This is a genomic window from Pseudomonas fluvialis (genome assembly GCF_002835605.1).
In the GTDB taxonomy this organism is placed as follows: Bacteria; Pseudomonadota; Gammaproteobacteria; order Pseudomonadales; family Pseudomonadaceae; genus Aquipseudomonas; species Aquipseudomonas fluvialis.
This window is the reverse complement of the sequence record NZ_PIYS01000002.1, coordinates 32,581-58,059: the sequence shown is the minus strand read 5'-3', so window position 1 is coordinate 58,059 and position 25,479 is coordinate 32,581. Positions and strand designations below refer to the sequence as shown.

29 protein-coding genes are annotated in these 25,479 nt (G+C 59.8%); 14 read left to right on the top strand and 15 right to left on the bottom strand.

Annotated features, from left to right (window positions below; genetic code table 11):
• Nucleotides 1–239: 239 nt before the first annotated feature.
• The 7 genes from CW360_RS00960 to CW360_RS17175 all read right to left on the bottom strand — a co-directional run bounded on the left by CW360_RS00960 (nt 240) and on the right by CW360_RS17175 (nt 5,859).
• Entirely contained in the window at nt 240–1,775 is a 1,536-nt protein-coding gene (locus tag CW360_RS00960; RefSeq protein WP_101192429.1) for a flagellar hook protein FlgE, read from the bottom strand.
• Nucleotides 1,776–1,802: 27 nt separating this feature from the next.
• Nucleotides 1,803–2,474, bottom strand: coding sequence for a flagellar hook assembly protein FlgD (flgD, locus tag CW360_RS00955; protein WP_093985756.1), 672 nt, complete (start codon nt 2,472–2,474; stop codon nt 1,803–1,805).
• Between the two features lie 16 nt (nt 2,475–2,490).
• Nucleotides 2,491–2,931 (bottom strand): flagellar basal body rod protein FlgC, encoded by a 441-nt coding sequence (gene flgC, locus CW360_RS00950; RefSeq protein WP_093985757.1) that lies wholly within the window; start codon nt 2,929–2,931, stop codon nt 2,491–2,493.
• A gap of 12 nt (nt 2,932–2,943) precedes the next feature.
• On the bottom strand, nt 2,944–3,348 hold the full coding sequence (gene flgB / locus CW360_RS00945) for a flagellar basal body rod protein FlgB (RefSeq protein ID WP_101192527.1): 405 nt from the start codon (nt 3,346–3,348) through the stop codon (nt 2,944–2,946).
• Between the two features lie 343 nt (nt 3,349–3,691).
• Nucleotides 3,692–4,519 carry a protein-glutamate O-methyltransferase CheR gene (gene cheR / locus CW360_RS00940; RefSeq protein WP_093985758.1) on the bottom strand — a complete coding sequence of 276 codons (828 nt, stop codon included), beginning with the start codon at nt 4,517–4,519 and terminating at the stop codon, nt 3,692–3,694.
• Nucleotides 4,520–4,563: 44 nt separating this feature from the next.
• On the bottom strand, nt 4,564–5,496 hold the full coding sequence (locus tag CW360_RS00935) for a chemotaxis protein CheV (RefSeq protein WP_093985759.1): 933 nt from the start codon (nt 5,494–5,496) through the stop codon (nt 4,564–4,566).
• A 150-nt stretch (nt 5,497–5,646) separates the two neighbouring features.
• Nucleotides 5,647–5,859, bottom strand: coding sequence for a hypothetical protein (locus tag CW360_RS17175; protein ID WP_281255597.1), 213 nt, complete (start codon nt 5,857–5,859; stop codon nt 5,647–5,649).
• Here CW360_RS17175 and flgA point away from each other — a divergent pair.
• From flgA to CW360_RS00915, 4 genes are all read left to right on the top strand, one after another.
• Nucleotides 5,764–6,330, top strand: a complete 567-nt coding sequence (gene flgA, locus CW360_RS00930; RefSeq protein WP_268237303.1) for a flagellar basal body P-ring formation chaperone FlgA — start codon at nt 5,764–5,766, stop codon at nt 6,328–6,330. The genes CW360_RS17175 and flgA overlap by 96 nt on opposite strands.
• Nucleotides 6,331–6,435: 105 nt before the next feature.
• On the top strand, nt 6,436–6,777 hold the full coding sequence (gene flgM / locus CW360_RS00925; protein WP_093985761.1) for a flagellar biosynthesis anti-sigma factor FlgM: 342 nt from the start codon (nt 6,436–6,438) through the stop codon (nt 6,775–6,777).
• A 50-nt stretch (nt 6,778–6,827) separates the two neighbouring features.
• The gene (locus CW360_RS00920) at nt 6,828–7,295 is read left to right on the top strand and encodes a flagella synthesis protein FlgN (RefSeq protein ID WP_101192428.1); all 468 of its coding nucleotides are present in this window, start codon (nt 6,828–6,830) and stop codon (nt 7,293–7,295) included.
• Nucleotides 7,296–7,372: 77 nt separating this feature from the next.
• Nucleotides 7,373–8,113: a flagellar brake protein gene (locus CW360_RS00915; protein ID WP_093985763.1), complete on the top strand. Its 741-nt coding sequence runs from the start codon at nt 7,373–7,375 to the stop codon at nt 8,111–8,113.
• Between the two features lie 32 nt (nt 8,114–8,145).
• Here CW360_RS00915 and CW360_RS00910 read toward each other — a convergent pair whose 3' ends face one another.
• The gene (locus tag CW360_RS00910; protein WP_101192427.1) at nt 8,146–9,099 is read right to left on the bottom strand and encodes a prenyltransferase; all 954 of its coding nucleotides are present in this window, start codon (nt 9,097–9,099) and stop codon (nt 8,146–8,148) included.
• A gap of 79 nt (nt 9,100–9,178) precedes the next feature.
• Here CW360_RS00910 and CW360_RS00905 point away from each other — a divergent pair, with 79 nt between their 5' ends.
• Entirely contained in the window at nt 9,179–10,213 is a 1,035-nt protein-coding gene (locus tag CW360_RS00905; protein WP_101192426.1) for a GGDEF domain-containing protein, read from the top strand.
• Between the two features lie 4 nt (nt 10,214–10,217).
• Here CW360_RS00905 and CW360_RS00900 read toward each other — a convergent pair whose 3' ends face one another.
• Complete coding sequence (locus CW360_RS00900; RefSeq protein ID WP_093985766.1) at nt 10,218–11,060, bottom strand: crotonase/enoyl-CoA hydratase family protein; 843 nt, start codon at nt 11,058–11,060, stop codon at nt 10,218–10,220.
• 88 nt (nt 11,061–11,148) lie between these two features.
• Between CW360_RS00900 and CW360_RS00895 the strand changes: the two genes are divergently transcribed.
• Nucleotides 11,149–11,769 carry a TetR/AcrR family transcriptional regulator gene (locus CW360_RS00895; RefSeq protein ID WP_101192425.1) on the top strand — a complete coding sequence of 207 codons (621 nt, stop codon included), beginning with the start codon at nt 11,149–11,151 and terminating at the stop codon, nt 11,767–11,769.
• A 166-nt stretch (nt 11,770–11,935) separates the two neighbouring features.
• Nucleotides 11,936–12,115: a hypothetical protein gene (locus CW360_RS00890; RefSeq protein ID WP_093985768.1), complete on the top strand. Its 180-nt coding sequence runs from the start codon at nt 11,936–11,938 to the stop codon at nt 12,113–12,115.
• A 20-nt stretch (nt 12,116–12,135) separates the two neighbouring features.
• On the opposite strand, the gene CW360_RS00885 is transcribed toward CW360_RS00890, so the two are convergent.
• Together CW360_RS00885 and CW360_RS00880 are read right to left on the bottom strand one after the other, a co-directional pair.
• Nucleotides 12,136–12,975 carry a CvfB family protein gene (locus tag CW360_RS00885; protein ID WP_093985769.1) on the bottom strand — a complete coding sequence of 280 codons (840 nt, stop codon included), beginning with the start codon at nt 12,973–12,975 and terminating at the stop codon, nt 12,136–12,138.
• 59 nt (nt 12,976–13,034) lie between these two features.
• Nucleotides 13,035–14,357, bottom strand: coding sequence for a DEAD/DEAH box helicase (locus CW360_RS00880; protein ID WP_093985770.1), 1,323 nt, complete (start codon nt 14,355–14,357; stop codon nt 13,035–13,037).
• A gap of 159 nt (nt 14,358–14,516) precedes the next feature.
• On the opposite strand from CW360_RS00880, the gene CW360_RS00875 reads away from it, so the two are divergent.
• The 4 genes from CW360_RS00875 to CW360_RS00860 all read left to right on the top strand — a co-directional run bounded on the left by CW360_RS00875 (nt 14,517) and on the right by CW360_RS00860 (nt 18,496).
• Nucleotides 14,517–14,936, top strand: a complete 420-nt coding sequence (locus CW360_RS00875) for an anti-virulence regulator CigR family protein (RefSeq protein ID WP_101192424.1) — start codon at nt 14,517–14,519, stop codon at nt 14,934–14,936.
• Nucleotides 14,937–15,021: 85 nt separating this feature from the next.
• Nucleotides 15,022–15,795, top strand: coding sequence for a flagellar motor protein PomA (pomA, locus tag CW360_RS00870; RefSeq protein ID WP_093985772.1), 774 nt, complete (start codon nt 15,022–15,024; stop codon nt 15,793–15,795).
• A 3-nt stretch (nt 15,796–15,798) separates the two neighbouring features.
• Nucleotides 15,799–16,698 (top strand): MotB family protein, encoded by a 900-nt coding sequence (locus CW360_RS00865; RefSeq protein WP_101192423.1) that lies wholly within the window; start codon nt 15,799–15,801, stop codon nt 16,696–16,698.
• 73 nt (nt 16,699–16,771) lie between these two features.
• Nucleotides 16,772–18,496, top strand: a complete 1,725-nt coding sequence (locus CW360_RS00860) for a GspE/PulE family protein (RefSeq protein WP_101192422.1) — start codon at nt 16,772–16,774, stop codon at nt 18,494–18,496.
• On the opposite strand, the gene rarD is transcribed toward CW360_RS00860, so the two are convergent.
• Nucleotides 18,497–19,381, bottom strand: a complete 885-nt coding sequence (gene rarD / locus CW360_RS00855) for an EamA family transporter RarD (RefSeq protein WP_101192421.1) — start codon at nt 19,379–19,381, stop codon at nt 18,497–18,499.
• A gap of 389 nt (nt 19,382–19,770) precedes the next feature.
• Here rarD and CW360_RS00850 point away from each other — a divergent pair, with 389 nt between their 5' ends.
• Complete coding sequence (locus tag CW360_RS00850) at nt 19,771–21,111, top strand: adenylate/guanylate cyclase domain-containing protein (RefSeq protein WP_093985852.1); 1,341 nt, start codon at nt 19,771–19,773, stop codon at nt 21,109–21,111.
• A gap of 470 nt (nt 21,112–21,581) precedes the next feature.
• On the opposite strand, the gene CW360_RS00845 is transcribed toward CW360_RS00850, so the two are convergent.
• Together CW360_RS00845 and CW360_RS00840 are read right to left on the bottom strand one after the other, a co-directional pair.
• On the bottom strand, nt 21,582–22,604 hold the full coding sequence (locus tag CW360_RS00845; RefSeq protein WP_101192420.1) for a glycosyltransferase family 4 protein: 1,023 nt from the start codon (nt 22,602–22,604) through the stop codon (nt 21,582–21,584).
• Nucleotides 22,601–23,407, bottom strand: a complete 807-nt coding sequence (locus tag CW360_RS00840) for a UDP-2,3-diacylglucosamine diphosphatase (RefSeq protein ID WP_101192419.1) — start codon at nt 23,405–23,407, stop codon at nt 22,601–22,603. Before CW360_RS00840 ends, CW360_RS00845 begins: the two co-directional genes overlap by 4 nt.
• Before the next feature lie 116 nt (nt 23,408–23,523).
• On the opposite strand from CW360_RS00840, the gene CW360_RS00835 reads away from it, so the two are divergent.
• Complete coding sequence (locus CW360_RS00835) at nt 23,524–24,303, top strand: helix-turn-helix domain-containing protein (RefSeq protein ID WP_101192418.1); 780 nt, start codon at nt 23,524–23,526, stop codon at nt 24,301–24,303.
• A 33-nt stretch (nt 24,304–24,336) separates the two neighbouring features.
• On the top strand, nt 24,337–25,194 hold the full coding sequence (locus tag CW360_RS00830; protein ID WP_101192417.1) for a DMT family transporter: 858 nt from the start codon (nt 24,337–24,339) through the stop codon (nt 25,192–25,194).
• 2 nt (nt 25,195–25,196) lie between these two features.
• On the opposite strand, the gene CW360_RS00825 is transcribed toward CW360_RS00830, so the two are convergent.
• Nucleotides 25,197–25,478: an Rdx family protein gene (locus CW360_RS00825; RefSeq protein ID WP_093985780.1), complete on the bottom strand. Its 282-nt coding sequence runs from the start codon at nt 25,476–25,478 to the stop codon at nt 25,197–25,199.
• Between the last annotated feature and the right edge of the window lies 1 nt (nt 25,479).

Here is a 25,479-nt window from a genome sequence, read left to right as displayed (position 1 = left end):
TCTCCGCTGCAGGCCTCGGCCAAGAAAGGGATGAGCAAACAAATGCACAAGTCATGCCATTCTTTTAAATAAAAATAAGCTATTGATTTAAAAGAAAAATAAATAAAGCAAAGGAAAATCTGAAAAGACAAGCGGCGACAGAATGCCGGCGGCGGCAAGCGACTTTTGCCGGCGCATACAAACAGACACTCGCCAGCATTCCACCCTGCGGCGAAACGCTGGCGAGCGTCTGTCAGTCACTAGCGGATGTTGAGAATGGTCTGGGTAACCGCACTCTCGGTTTCGATGGTCTTGGCATTGGCTTGGTAGTTCCGTTGCGCCACGATCAGATTGACCAGCTGATCCGACAACTCGACGTTGGAGTCTTCCAGCGCGCCAGCCTGCAAAGCCCCCAGCGTACCGGTGGCAGGTGGGTTACGCACCGGCTCACCTGACTCGAAGGATTGCACCCACTGGGTTTTACCTACCGGCGTCAGCCCCTGCACATTGGCAAAGTTGGCCAAAATGATCTGCCCCTGAATCATCGACTGGCCGTTGGTATAGCGCGCAAACACTTCGCCCGTTTCAGCAATTTCCAATCCAGCCAACTCGCCGGTGGTGTAGCCATCCTGACTCACCCGGTTGACGGCAAAGGCGCTGGCAAATTGCGTAGCATTACGCATATCCAGATTCACCCCCTCCACATTGGCATTGGCACCGTTTGCCACCGGCACGGCGGGCGTACCATTGTTGAGGTTAGCGGGGGTCCACTGGCGGAGATTGAGCGTGCCATCGGCATTCAACTGCCAGAAGTCATTGGCATCTGGCGGCGTGGCCGGCACGGCATTGGGGTCATACACACCGGTAATCGGCTGCAAACGACCCACGGCGTCAAAAGCCAGGTTGGCACTAATAGGCGACTGGGCACCTACGCGGGCCACAGCTGCTGCCACATCTGCTGCACTAGGCGGCGGCGCGGAGGCCAGCAAGGCACTGACCTCGGTATTCATGTCGGCATAGAAGTCGGAAGCGGGATCCAGCGTGCCCAGCGCAGCAGCCAATACGGCAGCCGGTGCCGCACCACCTGCCGCTGCCGTGGTGGCAGCAAGGTTGGGTGCGCCAGCCAAGGGATGTGCTCCGTCGATCAGCACGTTCATCGTCCAGTTATTCGGCCCGGTCTTGACGAAATACTGGGTAAAAACGTGCGCATTACCCTGGGAGTCGTAAATGTTCAGCGAGGTTGATGAGTTGTAGGTGGTCGGATCATCCGCTCGGAAGGGGGCATTGACCGGCACGGTATTGGTCGAGTTGAGGTTGTAAACCTGCTCGATGCTCGAGGTAGGCCGAGGATCCTGGCTAGCCGTACGAATCTGCAGATTACCCACGACCCCAGGTTGCAGTACGCCATTGGCGTCGACCGTATAGCCCTGCAGGTTGTAGCCAAAATTATCGACCAGGAAACCATCCTTATCGGTTCCGAAGTACCCGGCACGGGTATAGCTCAAGGCACCGTTGTTGCTGACCTGGAAGAAACCGTTGCCGTTGATCGCCAGGTCAAGCGCATTCTGCGTGTAGTTGATGTTGCCCTGATTGAACAGTTGCGACACATCCGCCAGCAATACACCACTGCCTTGCGGGTTCTTGCCCGTACCCAACACCGAGGACGCATACACATCAGCGAACTCGGCACGCGACTGTTTGAAACCAACGGTACCGGCGTTGGCAATGTTGTTGCCCGTAACGTTGAGGTCTTTGGTGGCAGCACGCAGGCCGCTGAGACCGATATTGAAAGACATCTTCGTCTCCTTTGCCGCGAGCGGCGCTTACTGACCGATGATCTGCACCTTGGACAGGCCGATACTGCCAATGCCTGCCAGGTTCAACATGAGTTCGCCGCCGTTTTGCGGCAGTACAACGCTGTCGACATTGGCCGGCAGCATGGTGTAAAGGCCTTTGTTCTCGTTACCGACCGTAGCCTGGGCTTCGAACTTGTAGGTTCCCGGCGGCATCAGCTCGCCTTTGGCATTCTTGCCATCCCAAATGAAGCTGACATTGCCCGCCGGCTGTTGACCCAGGTTGATACGATTAACCAGGCTGCCGGCATTGTCATACACGTTGACGAACACGTTATTGCTGCTTACCGGCAAAACGGCACTGGCCTTGAAGCTTTCACTGGTATCTACCAGCGCCTTGTCGGTCGGTACTATCACCTTGCGCCCCACCAGCGAAGACGCCTGCAGGGCCTGCGAGGACTGATAGCCGGACAGCAATGAGCCCATGCTGCTATTAAGCTTCTCGATGCCTTCGACCTGGCTGAACTGCGCCAACTGGGCAATAAATTCGCCATTACCCTGCGGCTCCAGGGGGTTCTGGTTGTTCAACTGAGCAACCAGCAGCTCGAGAAACTGGTTCTTGCCCAGTTCCTTGCTGGAGTTGCTTTCATTCTTGATCTGGTACTTCTCCAGCACCGATCCTGCCGCGCCAACCGTGCTCATCTGCCTACTCCTTGCCTTACTGGCCCAAGGTCAGAACCCGCTGCATCATCTGCTTGGCGGTGTTCATCATTTCCACGTTGGTCTGGTAAGCGCGACTGGCCGAAATCATGTCGGCCATTTCCTCAACGACATTGACGTTGGGGTAATAGACATAGCCCGCCTCATCGGCCATCGGATGATTGGGCTCATAGCGCGGCATGAGCGTGCTCTGGTCTTCGACAATACCCAGCACCTGAACGCCAGCTCCCGCCTGGTCCTGATCAGCAAATAGCGAACCGCCACCACCCTGAGCCTGCTGGAACACCGTGGCAAAGACCGGATGACGGGCACGGTAAGTCTGATCAATGCTGGACGATACCGTTTCGGCATTGGCGATATTGCTGGAGATTGTATTGAGGCGCGTGCTTTGCGCGCTCATGCCACTTCCGGCAATGTTGAATACACTGGACAGAGACATTTATCGTTCTCCTTATTCGCCGCGCAGGGCCGACATCAGCCCCTTGAACTTGCTGTTGAGCATGGTAAAGCTGGCCTGGAACTGCACCGCGTTCTCCGCGTACTTGGCCTGCTCCTGCTGGACATCCACTGTGTTCTGATCAATGGAAGGATGGTGCGGCGTGGTATAGCGCAACGCAGCATCCCCCATAGCAAGGCCCTCTCCGGCAATGTGCCGGTTGCTGGTACGCGCTAAAGACACGCCTTGGGAGGCCCCAGACTGCTGCTCAGCCAGTACAGCGGCAAAATCCAGGTCACGCGCCTTGAAATTTGGGGTATCCGCGTTGGCAATGTTGTTGGCCAGCACCTCTGCGCGCTGAGAGCGAAAGCCCAGCGCGTGCTGATGAATACCCAGTGCTCGATCGAAACTGATGCTCATGGTCAGGCCCTCGCCCACACCTAATTGGTCAGCAACAAAAAAGCAAAGTGCGTGCCACAAAGATAATAATCTTATAAATCAATAAGATATAAAAACTCAGGAAGGCAAAGAGCGACTAGGCGGTAGTTTTTTGCCGCTGATGGCAAGCCACCATGCCGCTCGCGACAGCCGCTACAAGCCCGCTGCACCGGGCGCTCCGCCCACACAGCAGACAAGACACCCCAAGACAGGCGTCATTAACCGGCAGACAAAAAACAGAAGGCGTCGAAAAAATGACGGCCACGCCTGAGCATGCATGACCATGACAAGGCGACCCGCGGGGCCCGCGGGTCCATAGCGGGCGCTACTTGACCTTGTAGATGATGCCCGGGCTGCACTGCACCATCTGGTACAGATCAGGCAGACCGTTGAGCGCCTCGGAAGCCCCGAGGAACAGATAGCCGCCGGGCTTGAGAGTGGCATGAATACGCGTGAGGATGTCCTTCTTGACCTCAGCCGAGAAGTAGATCAGCACATTGCGGCAAAACACGATATCGAACTTGCCGAGGCTCGCATAACTGTCCAACAGATTGAGCATACGGAATTCGACACGGTTACGAATCGCCGGCTTGACCACCCAGCGGCCAGGCCCCTTAGGGTCAAAATAACGCTGCAGGCGCTCTTGCGAAAGCCCGCGCCCCATCGCCAGGCTGTCGTACTCTCCTGCCTTGCAGGCTGTGAGCATGGACGCCGAAAGGTCAGTCGCGACAATCTGCACACCAGACTTGAGCTGCCCAAGGTTGCTGCGTTCAAACTCATCAATAGCCATCGACAGCGAGAACGGCTCCTGACCGGAAGAGCTGGCTGCCGACCAGATCCGCAAACGCTGCCCCGGATTAGCCTTGATCAGCTCGGGCAGCACACGCGACTTCAGTACTTCAAAGGGATAGGTATCACGAAACCACAGCGTTTCATTGGTGGTCATCGCGTCCACCACCTGCTCACGCAAACCACCACGCGGCTGACTCTGGATGCGCTGAACCAGCTCACCCAAGGTCTTGATATTGTTCTGCTCCATCAATTTGTTGAGACGACTGGAAACCAGGTATTGCTTGTTGCTACCCAGCAATATCCCGCAGGTTTTTTCCAGGAACACCCGGAACTGCTCAAAATCCAAATTGCCCGAAGACACGCGCGCCGCCTCTACCGTCAAAAAATAAGCTGAGGGCCAAGCCCTCAGCTAGCTTCTACTGCCTTGATCCTGTCCACTACGCGCGCCGCCAATTCATCAGGACGGAACTTGGCCAGAAAATCATCGGCACCTACTTTCTTCACCATTGCCTGATTAAACACGCCGGACAGCGAAGTATGCAGGATGATATGCATTTTCTGCAGACGCGGATCACTACGAATTTCCGCAGTCAGTGTATAGCCGTCCATTTCCGGCATCTCGATATCGGAAATCAGCATCAGCAGCTCTTCATCGACCTGCTTGCCCTGCGCAGCCATCTGCATCAGATAGTCATAAGCCTGACGACCATCGTTGAGCGCTATCACCTCGACACCTACCGTTTCCAGGCAACGGATAACCTGCTTGCGCGCCACCGAAGAATCGTCGCAGATAAGCACCTTCTTGCTGACTGCCTTGGCCTGCGTATCCACATCGATCACACCCTCGGAAATCACTTCCGAGGTGGGTGCTACCTCCGCCAGAATCTTCTCGACGTCGATGATCTCGACCAGTTGATTGTCAACACGTGTTACTGCCGTCAGGTAGTGGTCACGCCCTGTTCCCTTGGGCGGCGGATGAATTTCTTCCCAGTTCATGTTGATGATGCGTTCCACCGAGCGAACCAGAAAGCCCTGAATCTTGCTGTTGTACTCAGTGATGATCACAAAGCTGTTCTTCAGATCCGACAGACCTGCCCGACCTGTCGCCATGGACAAGTCAAGAATCGGGATAGTCCCCCCACGGATGTTCGCCACACCTCGTACGACCGGACTGGATTTGGGCATGATGGTGAGTTTGGGGCATTGCAACACCTCCTTCACCTTGAACACGTTGATGCCATACAGCTGCGGACTGTCCAGACGAAACAACAGCAGCTCCAGGCGGTTCTGCCCCACCAGTTGAGTACGCTGGTTAACCGAATCCAATACACCGGCCATGCCCAGACTCCTTGTTTCAGTCATCGGACGCACTGGCAATGCTAGCAGTGCGGCACGAGCCTTGCTTTATAAAGTGTTATGAACGCAACGATGACGACTTTCCGACGCCACTTGGCATTGCGCTGCCATTGGGTACTTCTTTTACCTGCTTTATTCGGGGCCTGCCACTCTGTCGCACAGAGCCAAAGTATCGGGCCCGAACAGCTTATCGGCGCCAGCCAGCAATTTCTTGAGGAGCTGGTCAGCGCTCATTTGCAGCGTAGCAGTATCCAGGGCCGCCATGAGGTCGAAATCAGCCGCCTTGACCCACGCCTGCGTTTGGCCGAATGCACTCGGCCACTGGAATTCAGCCTGCAGGGCCAAGGGCACCCAATCGGGCGCCTGAGCCTGCGCGTTCGCTGCACAGGCACTACCCCTTGGGCCCTCCTCGTGCCCGCCCACGTACGTCTTTACCAGCCCGTAGTCACGCTTGTGCACCCCCTGCAACGCAACAGCCTAGTACAAGCCAGCGACATCAGCCTGGTTGAACAGGATGTCAGCCTGCTACGCCAGGGCTTCATTACCGAGACACAACAAGTGATTGGCCAAAAACTCACCCGCAATCTGGGGGCTAACCAGATTTTGACACCCAGTCATTTGCAGCAGGCAGAGGCCGTACGCAAGGGCGAACACGTGGTCATCAGTGCCGGCACAGGCAGCATCAAGGTAAAGATGCCTGGCGAAGCGCTATCCGACGGCGCCGTTGGCCAACAGATCCGCGTGCGCAACCTGCGCTCCGAGCGTATTATCCGCGCACGTGTAACCGGGCCGGGACAGGTGGAAGCCGGCATGTAGAAACGACAATGCCGCGTGAGCCAATAGACATTTTTTCTTCTAAAGTTTTATCGAAAGCAGCCGAAAAACAGGCAAGCGTCCAGATACTGTCCGAGGTTTTGCATCATGGTTATCGACTTCAACCGGCTCAATAACGCCGCCAACCCGAACAACAACGGGCGGACGAGCGGCACCCAGAGCGGCCGTAGCGAGTCTGTATCGCCGGCTGCAAGCACCCTAAACCAGCCTCAGTCGAACAATGCCGACCAAGCTGCGCGTGCCGGCGAGTCCGTGCAACTGAGCAAGGATGCCCAGCAATTGCAAAAGATCACCGACAAGTTGCGTGACCTGCCGAGCGTAGACAAAGAACGCGTTAACAAGTTGAAGCAGGCCATTGCTGATGGTAGCTACCAGATCGACAATCAGCGCATTGCCAGCAAACTGCTGAATTTCGAATCCCAGCGCTAAGCTCATGCCGCGCTGGGAGCCCCTTGGACGCCAACTCCCAGAGCACGCCCATGCCAGACGCCTCTTTGCTGCAGTTACTCCACGAGGACCTGCAGACCAGCCAGCAATTGCTGGCGCTTCTTGACGAGGAATTCGCAGCACTGCAGGCACGCGACCTGCACCTGCTGGAGAAACTGCTCGGCAGCAAACAACCCTTGCTGGCTACCCTAAGCCAGAATGCGCAAGTACGCAGCCAAACCCTGCACAGCCTCGGACATAGCCCCGACGCTACCGGCTGGAACGCCTACCTGGCGGGACACGCACAGGCCGAAGACCTGGATAAAGCCAGCCAACAGCTCGAACAGCAGCTTGAGCAGTGCCGCCAAGCCAACCTACGCAACGGGCGCCTGATCAATGCCAATCAGGCCAGCGTCGGTAGTCTACTGGGCATTTTACGGGGCGCAGAAACGCCCAGCCTCTATGACAGTCGCGGCGCCACCGCTAGAATCGCGCAACAACGCCCGCTCAGTCAGGCCTAAAACGATAATCAGCGCCAAGGGCACGCCCGGAGTGCCATTCAACGTGCGCCACCGATGCGCCTGGAGACCCGCCCGCAGTGTCCTCCCCTTTCAACGATGAAGCCGGCCCACAGCCTCCTCGCCAACTGAAAACAGCTGTCGAGATCAATGCCAACCTGCGTCAACTACAACAGAATCACACACCGCTGATCCTGCGCTTCGTCGAGCGCCAACAGCGCTTCCAGACATTTCTGGTCGCCGTGGATCTGGAGCGCAAGCGCATTGCCCTCGATGAGCTGATCCCCAATGACGGGGAACGTCTTCTGGCCAATCAGGAAGCCTTTCACATCGAAGGGTTCCACGAAGGGGTACGGATTGCCTGGCAATGTGAGCAACCGGTAAAAATTAGCGAACTGGACGGCGCACGCTGCTATTGGCTGCCATTTCCCGAAGAAATCACCTACCACCAGCGTCGCGGTGCTTACCGAGCGGCCTTGAAGCTAGCCGATCAGGTGAGCGTCAGCTTGTCCGGAAAAACGCTGAGCATCGCGCTGCAAGGCAAACTTCAGGACATCTCAGCCACCGGCTGTCGCCTGAGCTTCCCTGGCGATGTCAGTAGCCGCCTGCAAGCAGGCCAGGTCTACGAGAACTTTTCAGCCAAGCTGCCATTTGGTGTGCTGACCCTATCCCTAGAAGCACGCCATGTGCAGTTTGACGAGAAGCACAACTGCACCTTTCTGGGCGCGCGCTTTTTCCGCATGAGCGGCCTGGAGCAGCGCAATGTCGAGCGCTTCGTCTATCAACTGCAGCGCGAGGCACGTCGCTTCGATCTGGACTGAGCCAGCCGCAGGCATAACTCAGGTGATTGGTATCAACGCAGCCAATCAGCCTCAGCCAGCCAGCCCACCAGCAAAAGGACCGGCAGCAGCAACGCCAGCAACACATTACAGGCCAGCCAGGGCAGCAATGCCGGCATCTGCAACGCTGCACGGCGACAGCCAAACCATAGATAGACGATCAATGGCGAAGCGAGCCAGACCAGCAAACAAGTACCTGGCAAGACGCCCCAAATCACCAGCAGGCTGGTCAACAGTAGCGGAGCCAGCCACTGCACCAGCAGCAAGGCCAGAGCCTGTTGCTGGCTGAGCAGCATCGGCAGGGTACGTCGTCCCACCAGGCGATCAGCCTCGATATCCGGAAACTGATTGAGCAAGAGCAGGTTGTTGCTGAGAAAAAACGGCACCAGCGCCAATAACATGAGCGGCAAGCTCACTGCCCCTCCCAGCGCCAGTACACCCCCCGCCACCATCAACGGGCCAAAGGACAGGCCGGGTGCTACCAGGCACAGCCAGGGATATCGGGTCAGCAAAGGCGTATAGAGCAGAATCAGCGCACTCCCCAGGCCGCCAATCAACAACAATCCCCAGAACGCCTCAGGGCGCTGCAGGAGGAAATACATGCCGATCAACGCCACCACCAGCAAGCTCAGGCATCCCAGCCACAACGCCCAGGGCAAAAGGTGGGGCTGCGCCGGCAAGGCACCACTGCCACCGCTGAACGCGGTACGCCGAGTCTGCTGATCGAGGCCGCTGCAGAAGTCCTCGTATTCATTGAAGGCATTCACACTCACCTGTGCAGCCACGGCAGCCAGCAGCACCAACAAGCTATCTGTAAACGACACAGGTGCAGCCGCCTGGGTTTGGCACCAGGCAATCGCCAAACCAATCGAAGGCAAGGCCAACAGCAGGAATGGCGCCCTGGCCAACGCCACCAACAGCTGCAAACGCTGGAGAAAAACTGACCATTTGCCGGAAAAAACCGCCATTAACGCCCCCTCCTCTTGTCTATCGCGGCCATCTGCCGGCATCCTTGCAGCAAACAATAACAAAGAGTGGCGCCAAGCCATGGATTTACCCAGCCTGTTGTCGCGCCTGCGTCACGACTTTCAGTTATCGATCATCACCCTGATGGGCATTCTCGGCATCGTCGGCATCAGCCCCTATGCCGTGTATCGCCTGAGCACCGGCAATTACTTGGTGGGTCTCTGGGACTCGGTCATCGTGCTGTCCACCTTCTTTGCCGTGCTCTATGCCTGGCGCAGCGGTGACACCATCAAGCCCGGCATTGTGCTCTCGGTCATCTTCTCGGCCGGCGCCACCTTCATCACCCTGGACCTGGGCATCAACGGGCTGTTCTGGATCTATCCGCTGATCCTTTTCAACTTCTTCATGGTGACGCCAGGCAAGGCCTTGCTCACCATGTCCGTGGTTCTGCTGACCCTCTGTGGGCATGAACTGTGGAAGCCGCAAAGCGTCTTCGAAAGCCTTTATCAAATGCTTTCCTTTCTGGTCACCAGCCTGATGGCCAGCACCCTGACCTTCGTGTTCGCCTACCGCACACGCCACCAGCACCAGCTCCTGCATCACCTGGCCAGCAAGGACCCCCTGACCGGCGCACGTAATCGTCGCTCAATGGCTGAGGAACTCAAGATTGCAGTGGCCAGCAAGATGCGCCATGGCCACAGCCACGCGGTACTGGCCCTTGATCTCGACCATTTCAAGCAGATCAACGACCGCTTCGGTCATGCCGCCGGCGATCAGGTGTTGCAAGACTTCGTCAGCCTGGTCAGACGCTGCTCGCGCAAGCAGGATCGCCTGTTTCGCCTGGGTGGAGAGGAGTTTCTGCTGCTACTGCCCGACACTGACCGCAAGGGACTGCACGCCGCCGCAGAGCATTTGCTCTACTGTGTGCGCGAGCAGTTACGCAGCCCCGGCGGGTCCGTCAGCGTATCCATGGGCGGTGCGCTTCTGGAGACTGGGGAAAGCTGGGAGAGCTGGCTGCACCGTGCCGACGAGCAGCTATACAACGCCAAGCACAGCGGCCGCGACCGCTGCGTGATCGCCGAGGCCCAGGCCCCGGCGACATTCGCCAACGCCTGAGTGATTACTCAGCAAACAGCGGCTTGACCGGGAACAAGTCATCGAACTGTGCCTGGCTCTTGGTCGCCTTGGCCTGGAAGGTCTTCATCATGTCATGCGGACGGAACATGCCAGCCTGCCAGGTGGCCATGTACTTCAGGCTGTCGGCCACACTGTGATCACGGCTGTAATTGAGCATTTCCTTGCAGCCCGTGACGGCCAGCGGCGAGTTGGCGGCAATCTGCGCGGCGATAGCCATAACACCTTCGAGCATGGCCTCCTGGTTGGGGTACACCTGATTGACGAAGCCCAGCGCCTTGGCCTCTTCAGCCTCCAGTTTGCGGCCCGTATAGGCCAACTCGCGCACCACACCCTGCGGCATCAGCTTGGGCAGGCGCTGCAATGTACCGACATCAGCGGTCATGCCCAGCTCGGTTTCCTTGATGGTGAAATAGGCATCAGCCGTGCAATAACGGCTATCGGCAGCACACACCATATCCAGCGCACCGCCAATGCAACCACCATGTACCGCCACCAGCACCGGCACGCGCACCTCTTCCAGGGCACTCAGGGTATCCTGCAGCTGCAGAACCACACGCCGCAGGTTTTCTGCCATGCGTCCCGGATCACCTGCCATCGGCACTGATTTCGGATTACTGAATACCGCCAAGTCCATGCCTGCCGAGAAATGCTTGCCGGTGGAAGAGATCACGATGACTCGCGTCTGCCCGCTGGCTTCCAGATCGCGCATGCACTGTGGCAACTCCAGCCAGAATGCCGCATTCATGGCGTTGAGTGCTTCCGGGCGACTCAGCTGAACATGGGCAATTGCGCCGTGGTGGGTAACGTTGAAGCACTGGTAGGACATGCGGCAATCCTCTGCTGCGGGTAGGTTGACTCGTCAAGGGTGCGACGCCATCCTGACACTGTCAAGTTACCCTTGCTGCAGGTACGCCATGCCCACCGTCGCCAGCCCCTACCATCATGGCAATCTGCGCCAGAGCCTGCTCGACTGTGGTCTGCAACTATTACGCGAGCAAGGCATCTCCGGCCTGTCCCTGCGTCAACTGGCAGAACGCTGCGCCGTCTCACGTAGCGCACCCTACCATCACTTCACCGACAAACAGGCCCTGCTGGCTGCCCTGGCTGCGCAGGGTTTCTCCAGCATGTGCGAACAGCTGAGCACCTATGTACAGGACGGCATACCCAGCGATGAAGCACTGCTGTTGGCTTGCCTGGACTACCTAGATTTTGCACTGCAACAACCGGCATTGTACGAGCTGATGTTCGGCAGCCTGTTGTGGCGCGACAGTGACCCAACGCACCCTGATACCGCGCGTTTCCAGCGATTGGGCAAGGACTGCTTTCGCCAGTACGTCCAACTGTTCGCGCAACGACCAGGGGCAAGTGCAGCGCATAGCCTGCGCCAAGCGCAGCTACTCTGGGCCAGCCTGCATGGGCTCGCCAAGCTGGCGCTGGATGGCATCTTCGTGAAGCGCGAGGATCTTGGCGCCATCGTCCGCCAGGCGCTATTGGTAGCCTGCACGGACGACCCTTCGGCAGAAAGCACTAGGTAATCAGTGGACAAACGCGTATGGTGACCGGCTGCTCGCGCCATTTAGCGTCTGCAGCAGGCCATACCCTGTGCGGTGCGTGTGCGTTCAACGTGCCCGTCTGGCCTGGAAGACCCTCCAGGGGAAAGCCCTGCGCCGCCCCGGCGCCACCTCAGCAGGAGCGAGCTACATGCGCGTCAAAGGTTCCAGCCAGAAAAGCAAACCGGCCCCGGCCGTGGAAACCCGTGAATCCATCGAGGCGCAGATTGCTGCCTTCCTACAGGCTGGCGGTGAGATCCAGCAAATCGATCGTGGCGTCAGCGGCCAGACCTGGACCAGCGGCCGACAAATCAGCCTCGCCAAGAAGTAACCGCCCACGCCGGCGCCCGCTCAGGGCGCCAGGCGGATACCGTCGTCACCGATCAGAATGACGCCCCGCTTGTACAGGCCACCAATGGCCTTCTTGAAATTGCCCTTGCTGACCGAAAACTGCTGGCTGATCAACTCTGCCGGGCTCTTATCGCTCAGCGGCAGAAAGCCCCCCGCCGCCTGCAAAGCCTCGACAATCCGCTCAGCAAGCACATCACGCTGCTCTGCGCCAACCGGCTGCAGGCTCAGGTTGATCTTGCCATCGTCACGCACCTCACGAATGTACCCCGTCTCGCGCATGCCGCTGCGTACAAAGCGGAACAGTTCGTTCTTGTGCAGCAGCCCCCAATGGCGCTCGTTGATGATCGCCTTGAAGCCCAGGTCGGTGCGCTCGGCAATCAGCAGTTCGACCTGTTCGCCCACCTGATAGGTAGCCGGACTGTTGTCGAGGAACCGATCCAGGCGCGCCGTCGCGGTAATACGCCGGCTGCGCGGGTCCAGATAGACGTGCACCAGCACATAGTCACCCACCTGCAACGGGCGCTTTTCTTCGGAGTGCGGCAGCAGTAGATCCTTGCTCAGCCCCCAATCGAGGAACAGGCCAACCGAGTTAATTTCCACCACCTTGAGGCTGGCAAAACCACCCACCTGCACCTTGGGCTTTTGCGTGGTGGCAATCACCCGATCCTCACTGTCCAGATAGACGAAGACATTCAGCCAGTCGCCTACCTCCAACGCCTCCTGCTTGGGAATATAGCGCTTGGGCAGGAGGATTTCGCCATCGGCACCTGCATCCAGATACAGCCCGAAATCGGTAAATTTACTGACTTGCAGTGTGTTAAAGCGTCCAATCAGAGCCATGCAGCCCCCTGTGCAGAAGAAACCATGGGCACCCACGATGCCCAGCAAGCGCCGACCATTCAGTCAGCCGCCGGCAAACGACGCTTGAGCGGCGCCAGCCCGTCGTCACTGACCAGCGCGGGTTTACCGGCGGGACGCGGCGCGCTCTTACGCTTGGCGGCCGGCTTGCCCTTGGCGTCCTTCTTGTCAGCTTTTTTCTTCTTGCTGCCGGCTGCCTTGCCCGACGCCTTAACGTTCTTCGGCCCCTGGTAGCTGCCCTTAAGCTCCTTGATGACGCGCCGCTCGAAGCGCTGTTTGAGGTAGCGCTCAATACTCGACATCAAATTCCAGTCGGTATGGCAGATCAGTGAAACCGCCATCCCGCCGGCACCGGCACGCCCCGTACGGCCGATGCGATGCACATATTCATCGCCCGAGCGCGGCATATCGAAGTTGATTACCAGGTCCAGCCCTTCGATATCCAGGCCGCGCGCAGCCACGTCGGTCGCCACCAACACCTTGATGCCGCCTTGCTTGACCCGTTCGATAGCCAGCTTGCGCTCTTTCTGGTCCTTATCGCCATGCAGCACGAACGCCTTGACGCCAGCTGCCACCAAATGGCCATACAGCCTGTCGGCAGCGACTCGGGTATTGGTAAAGATGATGGCCTTCTGGAAGCTCTCGTTGCCCAGCAGCCAATGCACCAGGCGTTCCTTATGCGCCGGGTCATCGGCCGTGATGATCTGCTGAACGACATTCTCGTTCAGCTCACTAACCCTATTGAGCTGCAGCAGCAGGGGATCACGCAGCACCTGGCCAACCACCTCGCGCATGGCGTTGCCGCCACTGGTAGCGGAAAACAGCAACGTCTGCTGGCGCGCGGCACACTCGGCGGTGAGTCGCTGCATGGCTTCGGCGAAGCCCATGTCAAGCATGCGGTCCGCTTCATCCAGCACCAGCACCTCAACCGCACCAAGGCGCAAATTGCCGGCATCCAGATGCTCGATCAAACGCCCTGGCGTACCGATCAGGATGTCCGGGCATTTGCGCATTACCGCCGCCTGCACCTTGAAATCCTCACCACCGGTGACCAGCGCCGCCTTGATGAAGGTGAACTGGGCAAAACGCTCCACTTCCTTGAGGGTCTGCTGTGCCAGCTCACGGGTCGGCAGGAGAATCAGCGCACGAATATCCGCACGCGGCTGGGCCGGCCCCATCAGGCGATTGAGCAGCGGCAGGACAAAAGCAGCCGTTTTGCCACTACCGGTCTGCGCCACAACGCGCAGATCACGTCCCTCCAGCGCCGGAGGAATGGCCGCCAGCTGCACAGGGGTCGGCTCGGTGAATTTCAACTCGGCAACCGCTTTGAGCAGCCGTTCGTGCAGGGCAAATTGGGCAAACACGGGATAATCCTCAACAAGGCACAGCTATACAGTGCTATAGGTTACCGTCTAAGCCATCCGTATGCGGAATTTTATCGTCCAGGCCCGATGCTTCTGCAACTTTGCCAGGCTAGGCACAGTCTCAGAACACGCCGACCAAATCCCCGGGAGTTCTTCAGCATGTCACGCCCCGCTGTCACCTTTCTGTCCGGCAGCCTACTGGCTCTGCTGTTGTGCAGCAGCCTGGCACAGGCTGCACCACCACACGATAAGCCAGCCCACGGCAAGCCTCCCCGAAGCACCAGCCAGGCCTACAGCTCCGCCTCCCTGCTTTCTGCCACGGACCTGCAAGGCATACGCCAGATACTGCATCAGCACCAAGCTCTGCTTAGCCCTGCCAGCAGCCTGCCACCAGGAATCCGCAAGAACCTGGCACGTGGCAAACCCCTGCCTCCGGGCATCGCCAAATCACTGGATCAGCGACTCCTGCGACAACTGCCAGAGTACCCCGGCTATGAATGGCAACAGGTTGGTCGGGATGTTGTACTGATTGCCCTGGCCACGGGTCTTATCGAAGCAGTCCTCGACGGCTTGTTGTGAAACTCGCAAGCCCACCTGGCGCCTGCTAGGCTATCTGGCCGTAGCAATACTACGGCCAGCAACCTCCGCAAGCTCAGGTGCATCCTTGGATCTAGCCACACTCATCGGCCTTATCGGCGCCCTGGCGATCATTGTCGCCTCCATCCTGCTGGGAGCCTCCAGCCAGATTTTCTTCAATGTGCCCTCCCTGCTGATCGTCGTGGTGGGTAGTTTCTTCGTGGTCATGGCCAAGTTCAGCCTTGGCCAATTCATAGGCGCCTTCAAGGTCGCCGCAAGGGCTTTCAAATTTCGCCTGCCCAGCGTCGAGGAAAGCATTGCCGAACTGGTGGACATCGCCAATATCGCACGCAAGCAGGGCACCCTGGCGCTGGAGGAGAAAGAGGTCAGCTCGCCCTTCCTGAAAGCCGGTATCCAGTTGATGGTCGACGGCCAGAATCAGGAAACCATTCGCGCTATCCTCGACAAGGAACGCCTGTTGACGCTGGAGCGCAACCGCTGGGGCGCCAAGATCTTCAGTGCACTGGGAGATGTCGGGCCTGCCATGGGCATGATCGGCACGCTGGTGGGCCTGGTACAGATGCTCTCGAACATGGAGGACCCCAAGTCAATTGGCCCTGCCATGGCTGTCGCACTGCTCACCACCCTGTACGGCGCCATGATGGCCACCATGATCTGCCTGCCGATCGCCGACAAGCTCAACCTGCGCATGACCGAGGAAGCCCGCATGCAGCAATTGTGGATTGATGCGCTGGGGGCGATACAGGATGGCATCAACCCACGTATCGTCGAACAGATGTTGCGCAGCTACCTGCCGGCCAACAAACGCGATGTACCGCTTCCCGGTCAGCCAGGCGAATAAGTCATGAGTGATGACGCCGACGAGGACAAGGCGAGTATTCCCGCCTGGGTCATGACCTTTGCCGACCTGATGTCGCTCCTGATGTGCTTCTTCGTCCTGCTGTTGTCGTTCTCGGAAATCGATGCACGACGCTTCAAGCAGATTGCCGGCGAGCTGGCCGTCGCCTTCGGCGTGCAACGCGAAGTGCCTGCACTGGAAGTTCCCATGGGCACCAGCGCGGTGTTCAAGGACTTCTCGCCCGGCAAGCCGGAACCCACCCTGGTGGACCAGGTACGCCAGCAAACCACGACACAGGATCCCCAGGTAGAGACCAACACCACACAAAACCCCGAGCCCAGTCCCAGTGCAGCCGAACAGCAGCTTCAGGACAGCGCCCGAGAACTGCGTGAAGCGCTGGCCAAGGAGCTGCAAAATGGCCAGTTGCAGATGGAAGAAGAGAAGCGTCGCATCATCCTGCGCGTCGAGGAAAAAGGCTCCTTCCCTTCCGGCTCAGCCGAATTGACCCCGGCCTTTGAGGACATGCTCGATCGCATGGCCGGTGTGCTGACGGAAATACCCGGTGAGCTGACGATCGAAGGGCATACCGATAACGTACCGATCAGTACGCTACGCTTTCATTCCAACTGGGATCTGTCTGCTGCACGCGCTTCGGCAGTGGCCAACGCCCTGCTGTTCAGCGGCGATATCGAGCCTGGGCGCCTCAAGGTGCAGGGATTTGCTGAAACCCGCCCCCGTGCAGCCAACGACAGCGTGGAAAACCGTGCGCTCAACCGTCGGGTAGAGATCATCATCGACCAGACTAACGGGCACATTGCCCAGGACGAGCGCTTGCGCAGTCTGCTACAAGGCGAAGGCGCCCCCGATCATCAGCTGGAAATCCAGCGCAACCCATCACCACGCTAAGGGCTTGATCTGCCGCAGTAGCCACTGGCCAGCCCTGACGTACACTGCACGCTGAACCTCAAGAGGCCAGGCCATGCCACAGCTGATCCATGACCGCCAAGAGCTGCTCGACTACCTCTGCCAGCGGGCTCAATCCAGCAGCCCGCATCCGCGCCTGGGCGAGTTACTGGTCAACGCCGGACAACTCGACGCCCAGCAATTGCAACTGGCCTTGGAGGAGCAGCAACAACGCCCCAACAGCGGCAAGCTCGGGCAGATTCTCCTGCAGCGCAACCTGGTCGAGCGCACCCAACTGGCCCAGGCACTGATTCAGCAACTGGACATCGCCCGGGTCAACCTGGACGATTTTGACGTCGACACTGCCGCCTTGGAGCTGGTTCCAGAGGACCTGGCCAGGGTACACCGGGTCATGCCACTTCTGGTCGAACATGAACGCCTGGTAGTGGCCACACCGACGCCTTCCAACCATGAACTCCTGCACCTGCTGGGCTTTGTCACCGGCAAGCAGGTCGAGGCCATCCTCGCCAAGGGCGACGAGGTCGAGCGCGCCATCTGCCAATACTACGGCGCCGTCAGCGCGTTCGACTTGCCAGAATTCGAAACCCAGGAGCCGGAACTCAGCCTGCACCGGATAAAGCAGCTGGCCGAGGACAAACCCACGGTACGCTTTGTCGACAGCCTGCTGGACGATGCCATCGCCCGCCGTGCATCGGACATTCACATCCGCCCGGGGGCCAAGGAAAGCGTGGTGCTGCTGCGTATCGACGGCGTGCTCGACGAAATCCGCCGGATCAAGACCAGCAACCTGCCAGCCATTGTCAGCCGCATCAAGATCGTCGGCGGCATGAACATCGCCGAACGCCGCCTGCCCCAGGATGGCCGCCATCTGGTACGCCTCGGCGAGCGCACCGTGGATCTGCGTCTGTCGATCATGCCTACCGTGCATGGCGAAAGCGTGGTCATCCGTATCCTCGACACCCAGCAAAGCATGAAGACCCTGGAGCAGATCGGCTTCAACGACCAGGACGCCCAACGCTTCCGTGAACTGATCAGCCACAATCAGGGCATCCTGCTGGTCACCGGGCCTACCGGCTCAGGCAAAAGCACCACGCTCTATGCCGCGCTCAACGATATCCGCCAGAGCGGCGTGAATGTCATCACCGTGGAAGACCCGGTGGAATACCAGATCGACGGCATTCGCCAGATCCAGGTAAAGCCGCAGATCGGCTACACCTTCGCTCGTGCCCTGCGCCATATCCTGCGCCATGACCCGGACGTGATCATGGTCGGTGAGATCCGTGACCACGAAACCGCGCTGATGGCCACCGAAAGCGCCCTTACCGGTCACCTGGTGCTGTCCACCCTGCACACCAACAGTGCCGCTACCACCGTCACCCGCCTACTGGAAATCGGCATCGCTCCCTATCTGCTCAACGCCAGCCTGCTTGGGGTTCTGGCGCAGCGTCTGGTACGGCGCAATTGTCCACACTGCCTGGTTGAAGAAGAGGTCAGCGATGCCGTGCGGGCCAGTCTGGGCCTGCATGAGCACGAGCGTTTCTATGTGGGCAAAGGCTGCAGCCAGTGCCACGGCAAGGGCTTGCAAGGGCGCATGGCAGCCTATGAACTGCTGCAGGTCACGCCGGCTCTACGCGCCCTGATCCAGGCCGACAGCTCTGCCCAGGCGATCGAGCAACAGGCCGTGAGCGATGGCATGCGTCCACTGACCCAGAGCGCTCTGGCGCTGGCCCGCCAGCGGCTCATTCCCCTGGCCGAGGTGTATCGGGTACGTCTGGAATAATCAGCGCTGGCGCCACAACAGGCGCACGCTGTCGCAAACCGTCAGGGCAATCGCCAACCAGATCGGCAGATAGGTCAGCCATTGCCCGGCAGAAAATGCCTCGTCCAGCCAGAACAGCGCCACCAGGAACAACAGCAAGGGCTCCAGGTAACTGAGGATGCCGAACAGCCCCAGCGGCAACAGGCGGCTCGACGCCATCATGGCGGCAAACGCCAGGGCACTGAGCAAGGCCAGGCCAGGCAACAACCAGAGCAACTGGGGGGCCTGGCTGAATAGCGGCGACGGACCATAAGCCAGCACCAGGTAAACGGCCGGCGGGGCCAACACCAGCATTTCCAGAATAAATCCGGAGAAGGCATCCAGGCGCATCCAGCGACGCAGCATGAAATAAGGCGGATAGCCCAATGCGGCCAGCAAGGTAACCCAGGAAAACGCCCCGCTGTACCACCACTCATGGGCCACGCCCACGGCGGCACAGACCACCGCCAGGCGTAGCAGCGGACGCAGACGCTCGCCATAGAACAGACGCCCGACGAGTACCATCACCAGCGGCAATAGAAAATAGCCCAGCGACACATCGAGCATGCGCCCGGCCAGTGGTGCCCAAACGAACAGGGCCCACTGCACGCCCATCAAGGCCGCCGCCAGGGGCAGGGCCAGCGCCAGGCGCGGCTCGCTGCGCAAGCGACGCAAGGCCTGCAGCAGCAAAGGCACTTGCCGCGTCAGCCACATCAGCAAGAGGATCACCGGGATGGACCACAGCACCCGTTGCGCGAACACTTGCAAGCCATCCAGCGGCTGCAGCACACGGACATAAGGCGGGATCAGCACAAACAGGCAGGACGCCCCCAGTGACAGGGCGACACCCCGAGCAGACAGCGACACGCAAACCTCTCTCGACAAGGCGGGCTACCCGGCGCAGGTAGCAGCCGCCAGCATGGCATGTTCGACAGGCAAAAAAATAGCGCCCACCAGGGGCGCCAGAAGTCGCATTCCGGGGAGGAATGACAGAAACGCTTGCATCCACAGCTCGCAGGAGCGGGATATGCGCATTTCACGCTTTTCGCGTGATGCAGGCCATTGCACCTTAGTCGTAGCGGCGGCCGCCGGGCAGGCAAACTTGGCCAGGTAGCGCCAGCCTCGGTATGATCAGCAAAGGCCGGCCAATCCCGGCACCGAGCGCCCGGCAGAGGCGCCGTTCAGTACACAGGGACCCCATGAGCATTCCAAAAAACAGCGTCGCCGAGCGCACCCATCGCCTGCCTACGCCACCCATGCGCGAGTACTATTCACGCGTGCTGGCCTACATGGTGGGAGCGGCCTGCATTGCCGCCGGCACCAGCATCCAGCACTTTAGTTACGATATTCTCTGGCTGGTACCCTACGCCCTGCTCTACCCGCATCTGGCTCATCAGATCAGCCTGCGTTTCAAGCAGGACTACCGTAGCCAGACCGCCACCCTTTTGCTGCTGACCGATGCCCTGCATGCCGGGCTGGGCAGTGTCTTGCTGGGCTTCTCGGTGGTGCCCAGCCTGTTGTTCGTGCTGACCATGAGTTTCAGCTCACTGATCGTCGGAGGCCTGCGTTATCTGGGCCTGTCACTGCTGGCCTTCGTCAGCACCCTGCTGCTGGGCGGCGTGCTGCTACAGCCACAACCCCTGTTCGCCAGCCCCCCCTTAGTGGCCTTGGTGGGCATCGCCTTTGCCACTCTGTACATCTGCATTTCCGCCTATTTCGTCCATCAGCAGGGCCTGCACCTTGCGCAAGCCCGTGGCGAGATCAAACGCGAACAGGAAAAGGCTGCCCGGCTGGCCCGCAACCTGGCCAAGTACCTGTCGCCACAGGTCTGGGAAATGATCTTCAGCGGCAAAAAGAGCGTGCGCCTGGAAACTCAGCGCAAGAAGCTCACGGTGTTTTTTTCCGATATCAAAGGTTTCACCGAACTGTCCGAGGAACTGGAAGCCGAAGCACTCACCGACCTGCTCAACACCTACCTCAACGAGATGTCGAAGATTGCCCTCAAGCATGGCGGCACCATCGACAAGTTTGTCGGCGACTGCGTGATGGTGTTCTTCGGCGATCCCACCAGCCAGGGTGCCAAGAAGGATGCGCTGAATGCCGTAGCGATGGCCATTGCCATGCGCAAACACATGAAAGTACTGCGCCAGCAGTGGCGGGCCCAGGGCATCACCAAGCCATTGGAAATTCGCATGGGCATCAACACTGGCTACTGTACGGTCGGCAACTTTGGCGCCGATACACGCATGGACTACACCATCATCGGCCGCGAAGTGAACCTCGCCAGCCGCCTGGAAAGTGCTGCCAGCGAAGGTCAGATCCTCATCTCCCACGAGACCTACTCGCTGGTCAAGGACCTGATCATGTGCCGTGACATGGGCCAGATCAACGTCAAGGGCTTCAGTCGTCCGGTACAAATCTACGAGGTGGTCGACCATCGCCGCGATCTGGGCGCCAAGTCCAGCTATGTGGAGCACGAACTGCCCGGCTTTTCCATGTACCTGGATACCAACGGCATCCAGAACTATGACAAGGAAAAAGTCATCGCGGCCTTGCAGCAGGCGGCGGAAAAACTGCGCGACAAGGTCATTTTCTAAACCGCAAGCTGCCTGATAGCTGAGCACAACTGCGCGCAACCGCCCCACCACAGTGCTTCCTGAACCAGAGCCTGCCTCTGCCGGCAGCCCTCCGCCAGCCCTGCAGCAGCCATGCGCTCAGGGCGTCCCAGCCCCCCAGCAACCTGGCACAGTCCTCGCTTAGGCCTCATTGCCGGCTGGCTGTGCACGCCTGTCGCCACGTGCCAGACAGGGTGCTGGCAGATACCTGAGCGTATTCGGCCCTGCAACAGACCAGCCCGCCTCCGTGTTATGAACACCGACTGCCGAGGTTCGCCATGTCCATGATTACCCAGCGCAAATGCAACGCTACCGCGCTGCTGCTTGCCTTGGTATGAAGGAGCCAGGGTATCAGTGCGTTCATCGAGCTGAAGAATGTCTGGCAAGAGTACAGCGATCAGTAAACCAAAAACTCCGGCAAAAGCAGGCCAACGCGTCAGCAAGGACGTTGTTTAGACCACCTGCCACTGCCCCAGCGGGTCACCCTCCAGACGCTGCTGGGCAGCCAGGAACACTTCGGCACTGCTACGCCAACCCAGCGTAGCGGCCCAACGCGCGCAGTCCTGGCGATCCAGCTGCACGGCAGCCAGGCAGGCCTCTGCCAGATCATCGGCCAGGTAGCCGGTCACGCCCTGCTGCACAATGTCCAGCGGGCCGGGCACGGCGAAGGCCGCCACGGGCGTGCCGCAAGCCATGGCTTCCAGCATCACCAGGCCATAGGTATCGGTACGCGAGGGGAATACCAGCACGCTGGCCTGTCGATAGGCATCGGCCAGCGCCTGGCCCTGCAGATAGCCGCGAAACTCCACCTGCGGATAGGCCTGTTGCAACGCGGTACGCTGCGGCCCGTCCCCCACCACGCATTTACGCCCTGGCAAATCCAGCTCCAGAAAGGCAGACAGGTTCTTTTCCGCCGCCAAGCGGCCGACATACAGAAACAGCGGCGACTCGGCCGCCGCAGGCGAGCCGGGATGAAACAGCTGGCTATCCACGCCCTTGTGCCACAGGCTGGCTTGCCCCAACCCCCAGCTCAGGCATTCCTCCTGCAAGCGCGGGGTGCTGACCAGGATCGCCTGGCTGGGCCGGTGGAAACAGCGTAGGTAGGCGATGCCCAGGCGTAAGGGCAGCCACGGCCAGCGCGCCTTGACGTAATCGGCGAAGCGCGTGTGCAGCGCCGTGGTAAACAGCAAGCCACGGCGGCGTAACCAGCCTCGCGCCGCCCAGCCCAGCGGCCCCTCGGTCGCGATATGCACGCAGTCAGGACGAAACTCGCGAATCATCGGCCCGAGCCGCCAAAGATTCCAGGCCAGGCCGATTTCACCGTAGCCAGGACAAGGCAGGCAGCGAAAATCAGCAGGGCTAATCACCTTGACCCAATGGCCCATGTCGCGCAACTGCGCGACCAGTGCCTGCAGGCTGGTGACCACGCCATTGACCTGGGGTAGCCAGGCATCGCTGACCAGGAGAATTCTCATGCCGCCTCCCCCACCACCGGCAACGGCAGCGTGCTGCTCGATTCGGCCAGGCGGTAGAGCTCTATGCGCCCATCGCGGTGCTCGATCAGTGCCGAACAGGACTCTACCCAGTCACCACAGTTGTGATAGGTCACGCCACCCACCTCACGGATTTCCGCATGGTGGATATGCCCGCACACCACACCATCGAAACCCCGCTTGACGCACTCGTGGGCAATCGCTTCCTCGAAGTCGCTGATGAAATTGACAGCTGTCTTGACCTTGTGCTTGAGATAAGCCGAGAGCGACCAGTAGCCATAGCCCCAGCGCTCGCGCCAGTGGTTCAGCCAGCGATTGAGGGTCAGGGTGACTTCGTAGGCGCTATCACCGAGGAACGCCAGCCAGCGGTGGTAGCGCGTGATCACGTCGAACTGATCGCCATGGATCACCAGCAGGCGCCGGCCATCGGCGGTTTCATGCAACGCTTCGTCGACCAGCTGGATATTGCCCAGCACCAGGCGTGAATAGCGCCGCAGGAACTCATCATGGTTGCCGGTGACGTAGATGACCTCGCAGCCACGCTTGCTCATGGTCAGCAGACGGCGGATCACATTGCTGTGGCTTTGCGGCCAATAAATCCCGCTGCGCAGCTTCCAGCCATCAATGATGTCGCCGACCAGATAGATGCGCTCGGCTTGATAGCGTTTGAGAAAGGCCGCCAGGCGATCGGCCTGGCAATCGCGCGTGCCCAGGTGCACGTCGGAAATCCACAGGGTACGGACACGCTGCTTGCGCAGCATAGTTGCCGGCTTGGCTGTGCTCATGGGCTCGCCTCGGTGGTTTTTGCCGACCATAAGCGGCGCTCGTGACCAGCGGATGACGAAGACAGGGCAAGTGCGTGACAATCCACGCCCTGTTCAGTCTTGCAGCGAGCAGCACGATGCTCTCCGTGCGTCACTACCATCAGGAATACCTGGCCCACCAGCACAGCCACGCCCAGCTGGTGTTCGGCTTGCAGGGCCAGTTGCACCTGGAAATAGCCGGACATGGCCAGTGCCTGGGCAATAGCCAGCTGGCCGTGGTGCCTGCCGGGATGGCCCATGCCTGTTTCAGCGCTGCCGGCAGTGATTGCCTGGTACTCGATGTGCCCAGCGAAGACTGGCTGGATTTGCGTCTGGGTGAGCAAGCCGATGCCAGCCGACGCCTGCTCACCCAGGTCAGCCAGGTGCAACTGAATGCCCATCAGCAGCAGTTGCTGGACTGGCTGGCACATAGTCCGCTGGATAACCCGCTGCTCGCCGAGCAGGGCGCTGCGTTGCTGCTAACCTGCCTGCACGCGCCGCTGGCCGGCCCATTGGCCCAGCAGTTGCCACTGGCCAAGCTGTATGCCTTTGTCGACCGGCATTGTGCCCATCCCCTGCAAGTCGCCGATTTGGCGCGCTGCTGCGGCCTGTCCAACGCCCGCCTGCATGCCCGTCTGCTCGCCGAAACCGGCCTGACCCCGATGGCCCTGGTTCGCCAGCGTCGTCTACGCCTGGCCCGCCAGCTGTTGCTGCACAGCACACTGAGCCTGGGTGAAATCGCCGTGCGCTGTGGCTACACCTCGCAAAGCGCCTTCAGTGCCGCCATGCTGCGCGATACGGGTTGTTCGCCACGCCACTACCGTCAGCAGGCACGCGACAATATCCGCGAGTTGCGCGACAGACAGCAGTTCCCCTAGCGCCTAGACTGGGCAGCCCGCTGGAGTGCTGCCATGTCCCCACACCTCACCCCTCGCCAGGCCCTGATCGCCCTGCATATCGGCGCGCTGTGCTTTGGGCTGTCCGGTATCTTCGGCAAACTGGCTCTGGCCGCGCCTTTGGTGATCGTTTGTGGACGAGCCCTGTTCGCCGTGCTTGCCCTGGCCCCCCTGGCCTGGCGGCAGGGCAGCCAGGCACGCCCAGGCGCACTGCGTATCCTCGCCCTGTGTGGCGCCGGGCTATTGCTGGGCGGCCACTGGTGGAGCTTTTTCGTAGCTATCAAGATTTCCGGGGTAGCCTTAGCCACCCTGGGCTTTGCCAGTTTTCCCGCCTTTACCGTGCTGCTGGAGGCACTGCTATTTGGTGAGCGTATCCAGCGCGCAGAGTGGCTGGTGGTTGCCCTGGTCTGCTGTGGTTTGCTGCTGGTCACCCCTACCTTCTCCCTGGAGGCCAGTACCAGCCAGGGACTGCTCTGGGCGGTTTTGTCCGGCTTGCTATTCGCCGCCCTGTCCGTTAGCAATCGCGCCACTACGCCCGGCGTTGCCCCGGCCCAGGCAGCTTTTTGGCAAAGCCTGACCATCCTGCTGGTCAGCCTGCCCATGGCAGCACCGCTGCTACTTGAGATACGCGCCGTGGACTGGCTGTGGCTGGCCTTGCTGGGCGTATTGTGTACCGCGCTGGCACACAGCCTGTTCGTTGCCAGCCTGAGCGTACTGAATGCGCGTACGGCCTCGGTGGTGTTCGCTTTGGAGCCGGTCTACGGCATTCTCCTGGCCTGGTGGCTGTTCCAAGAGCAGCCAGGGCTGCGCATGCTGTTTGGCTCTGTACTGATAGTCCTGGCTACGCTGCTTTCGGCACGCCTGCAGCGCTGAACTCAGCGGTCGTTATGCCCCAGCGAACGCTGCGGGTCGATGCAGTCGCGGACCCTTTGCTTGAGTAGCTTGGCTTCGGGAAAACCACCGTCTGCCTGACGCTCCCAGATCTGCTGGCCATCGCAGGTAATACGAAATACCCCGCCACGCCCTGGCACCAGGCTGACTCGCCCCAGGTCGTCGGCAAAGGTACTGAGCAACTCCTGAGCCAGCCAGGCAGCCCGCAACAACCACTGACACTGGCTGCAATAGGTGATTTCGATTTCAGCGCGCGACGTGCTCATC

Bases quoted from the DNA above. Each gene is read 5' to 3' on its own strand.
- CW360_RS00905 (WP_101192426.1), top strand. From the start codon at position 9,179: ATGGATTTACCCAGCCTGTTGTCGCGCCTGCGTCACGACTTTCAGTTA.
- CW360_RS00885 (WP_093985769.1), bottom strand. From the start codon at position 12,975: ATGGCTCTGATTGGACGCTTTAACACACTGCAAGTCAGTAAATTTACC.
- flgD (WP_093985756.1), bottom strand. From the start codon at position 2,474: ATGAGCACGGTTGGCGCGGCAGGATCGGTGCTGGAGAAGTACCAGATC.
- CW360_RS00845 (WP_101192420.1), bottom strand. From the start codon at position 22,604: ATGAGAATTCTCCTGGTCAGCGATGCCTGGCTACCCCAGGTCAATGGC.
- CW360_RS00895 (WP_101192425.1), top strand. From the start codon at position 11,149: ATGCCCACCGTCGCCAGCCCCTACCATCATGGCAATCTGCGCCAGAGC.
- CW360_RS00865 (WP_101192423.1), top strand. From the start codon at position 15,799: ATGAGTGATGACGCCGACGAGGACAAGGCGAGTATTCCCGCCTGGGTC.
- CW360_RS00935 (WP_093985759.1), bottom strand. From the start codon at position 5,496: ATGGCCGGTGTATTGGATTCGGTTAACCAGCGTACTCAACTGGTGGGG.
- CW360_RS00960 (WP_101192429.1), bottom strand. From the start codon at position 1,775: ATGTCTTTCAATATCGGTCTCAGCGGCCTGCGTGCTGCCACCAAAGAC.
- CW360_RS00900 (WP_093985766.1), bottom strand. From the start codon at position 11,060: ATGTCCTACCAGTGCTTCAACGTTACCCACCACGGCGCAATTGCCCAT.
- CW360_RS00835 (WP_101192418.1), top strand. From the start codon at position 23,524: ATGCTCTCCGTGCGTCACTACCATCAGGAATACCTGGCCCACCAGCAC.
- flgB (WP_101192527.1), bottom strand. From the start codon at position 3,348: ATGAGCATCAGTTTCGATCGAGCACTGGGTATTCATCAGCACGCGCTG.
- CW360_RS00850 (WP_093985852.1), top strand. From the start codon at position 19,771: ATGCGCGAGTACTATTCACGCGTGCTGGCCTACATGGTGGGAGCGGCC.
- flgM (WP_093985761.1), top strand. From the start codon at position 6,436: ATGGTTATCGACTTCAACCGGCTCAATAACGCCGCCAACCCGAACAAC.
- CW360_RS00890 (WP_093985768.1), top strand. From the start codon at position 11,936: ATGCGCGTCAAAGGTTCCAGCCAGAAAAGCAAACCGGCCCCGGCCGTG.
- CW360_RS00825 (WP_093985780.1), bottom strand. From the start codon at position 25,478: ATGAGCACGTCGCGCGCTGAAATCGAAATCACCTATTGCAGCCAGTGT.
- CW360_RS00920 (WP_101192428.1), top strand. From the start codon at position 6,828: ATGCCAGACGCCTCTTTGCTGCAGTTACTCCACGAGGACCTGCAGACC.
- CW360_RS00860 (WP_101192422.1), top strand. From the start codon at position 16,772: ATGCCACAGCTGATCCATGACCGCCAAGAGCTGCTCGACTACCTCTGC.
- flgC (WP_093985757.1), bottom strand. From the start codon at position 2,931: ATGTCTCTGTCCAGTGTATTCAACATTGCCGGAAGTGGCATGAGCGCG.
- CW360_RS00910 (WP_101192427.1), bottom strand. From the start codon at position 9,099: ATGGCGGTTTTTTCCGGCAAATGGTCAGTTTTTCTCCAGCGTTTGCAG.
- CW360_RS00875 (WP_101192424.1), top strand. From the start codon at position 14,517: ATGTCACGCCCCGCTGTCACCTTTCTGTCCGGCAGCCTACTGGCTCTG.
- CW360_RS00830 (WP_101192417.1), top strand. From the start codon at position 24,337: ATGTCCCCACACCTCACCCCTCGCCAGGCCCTGATCGCCCTGCATATC.
- CW360_RS00840 (WP_101192419.1), bottom strand. From the start codon at position 23,407: ATGAGCACAGCCAAGCCGGCAACTATGCTGCGCAAGCAGCGTGTCCGT.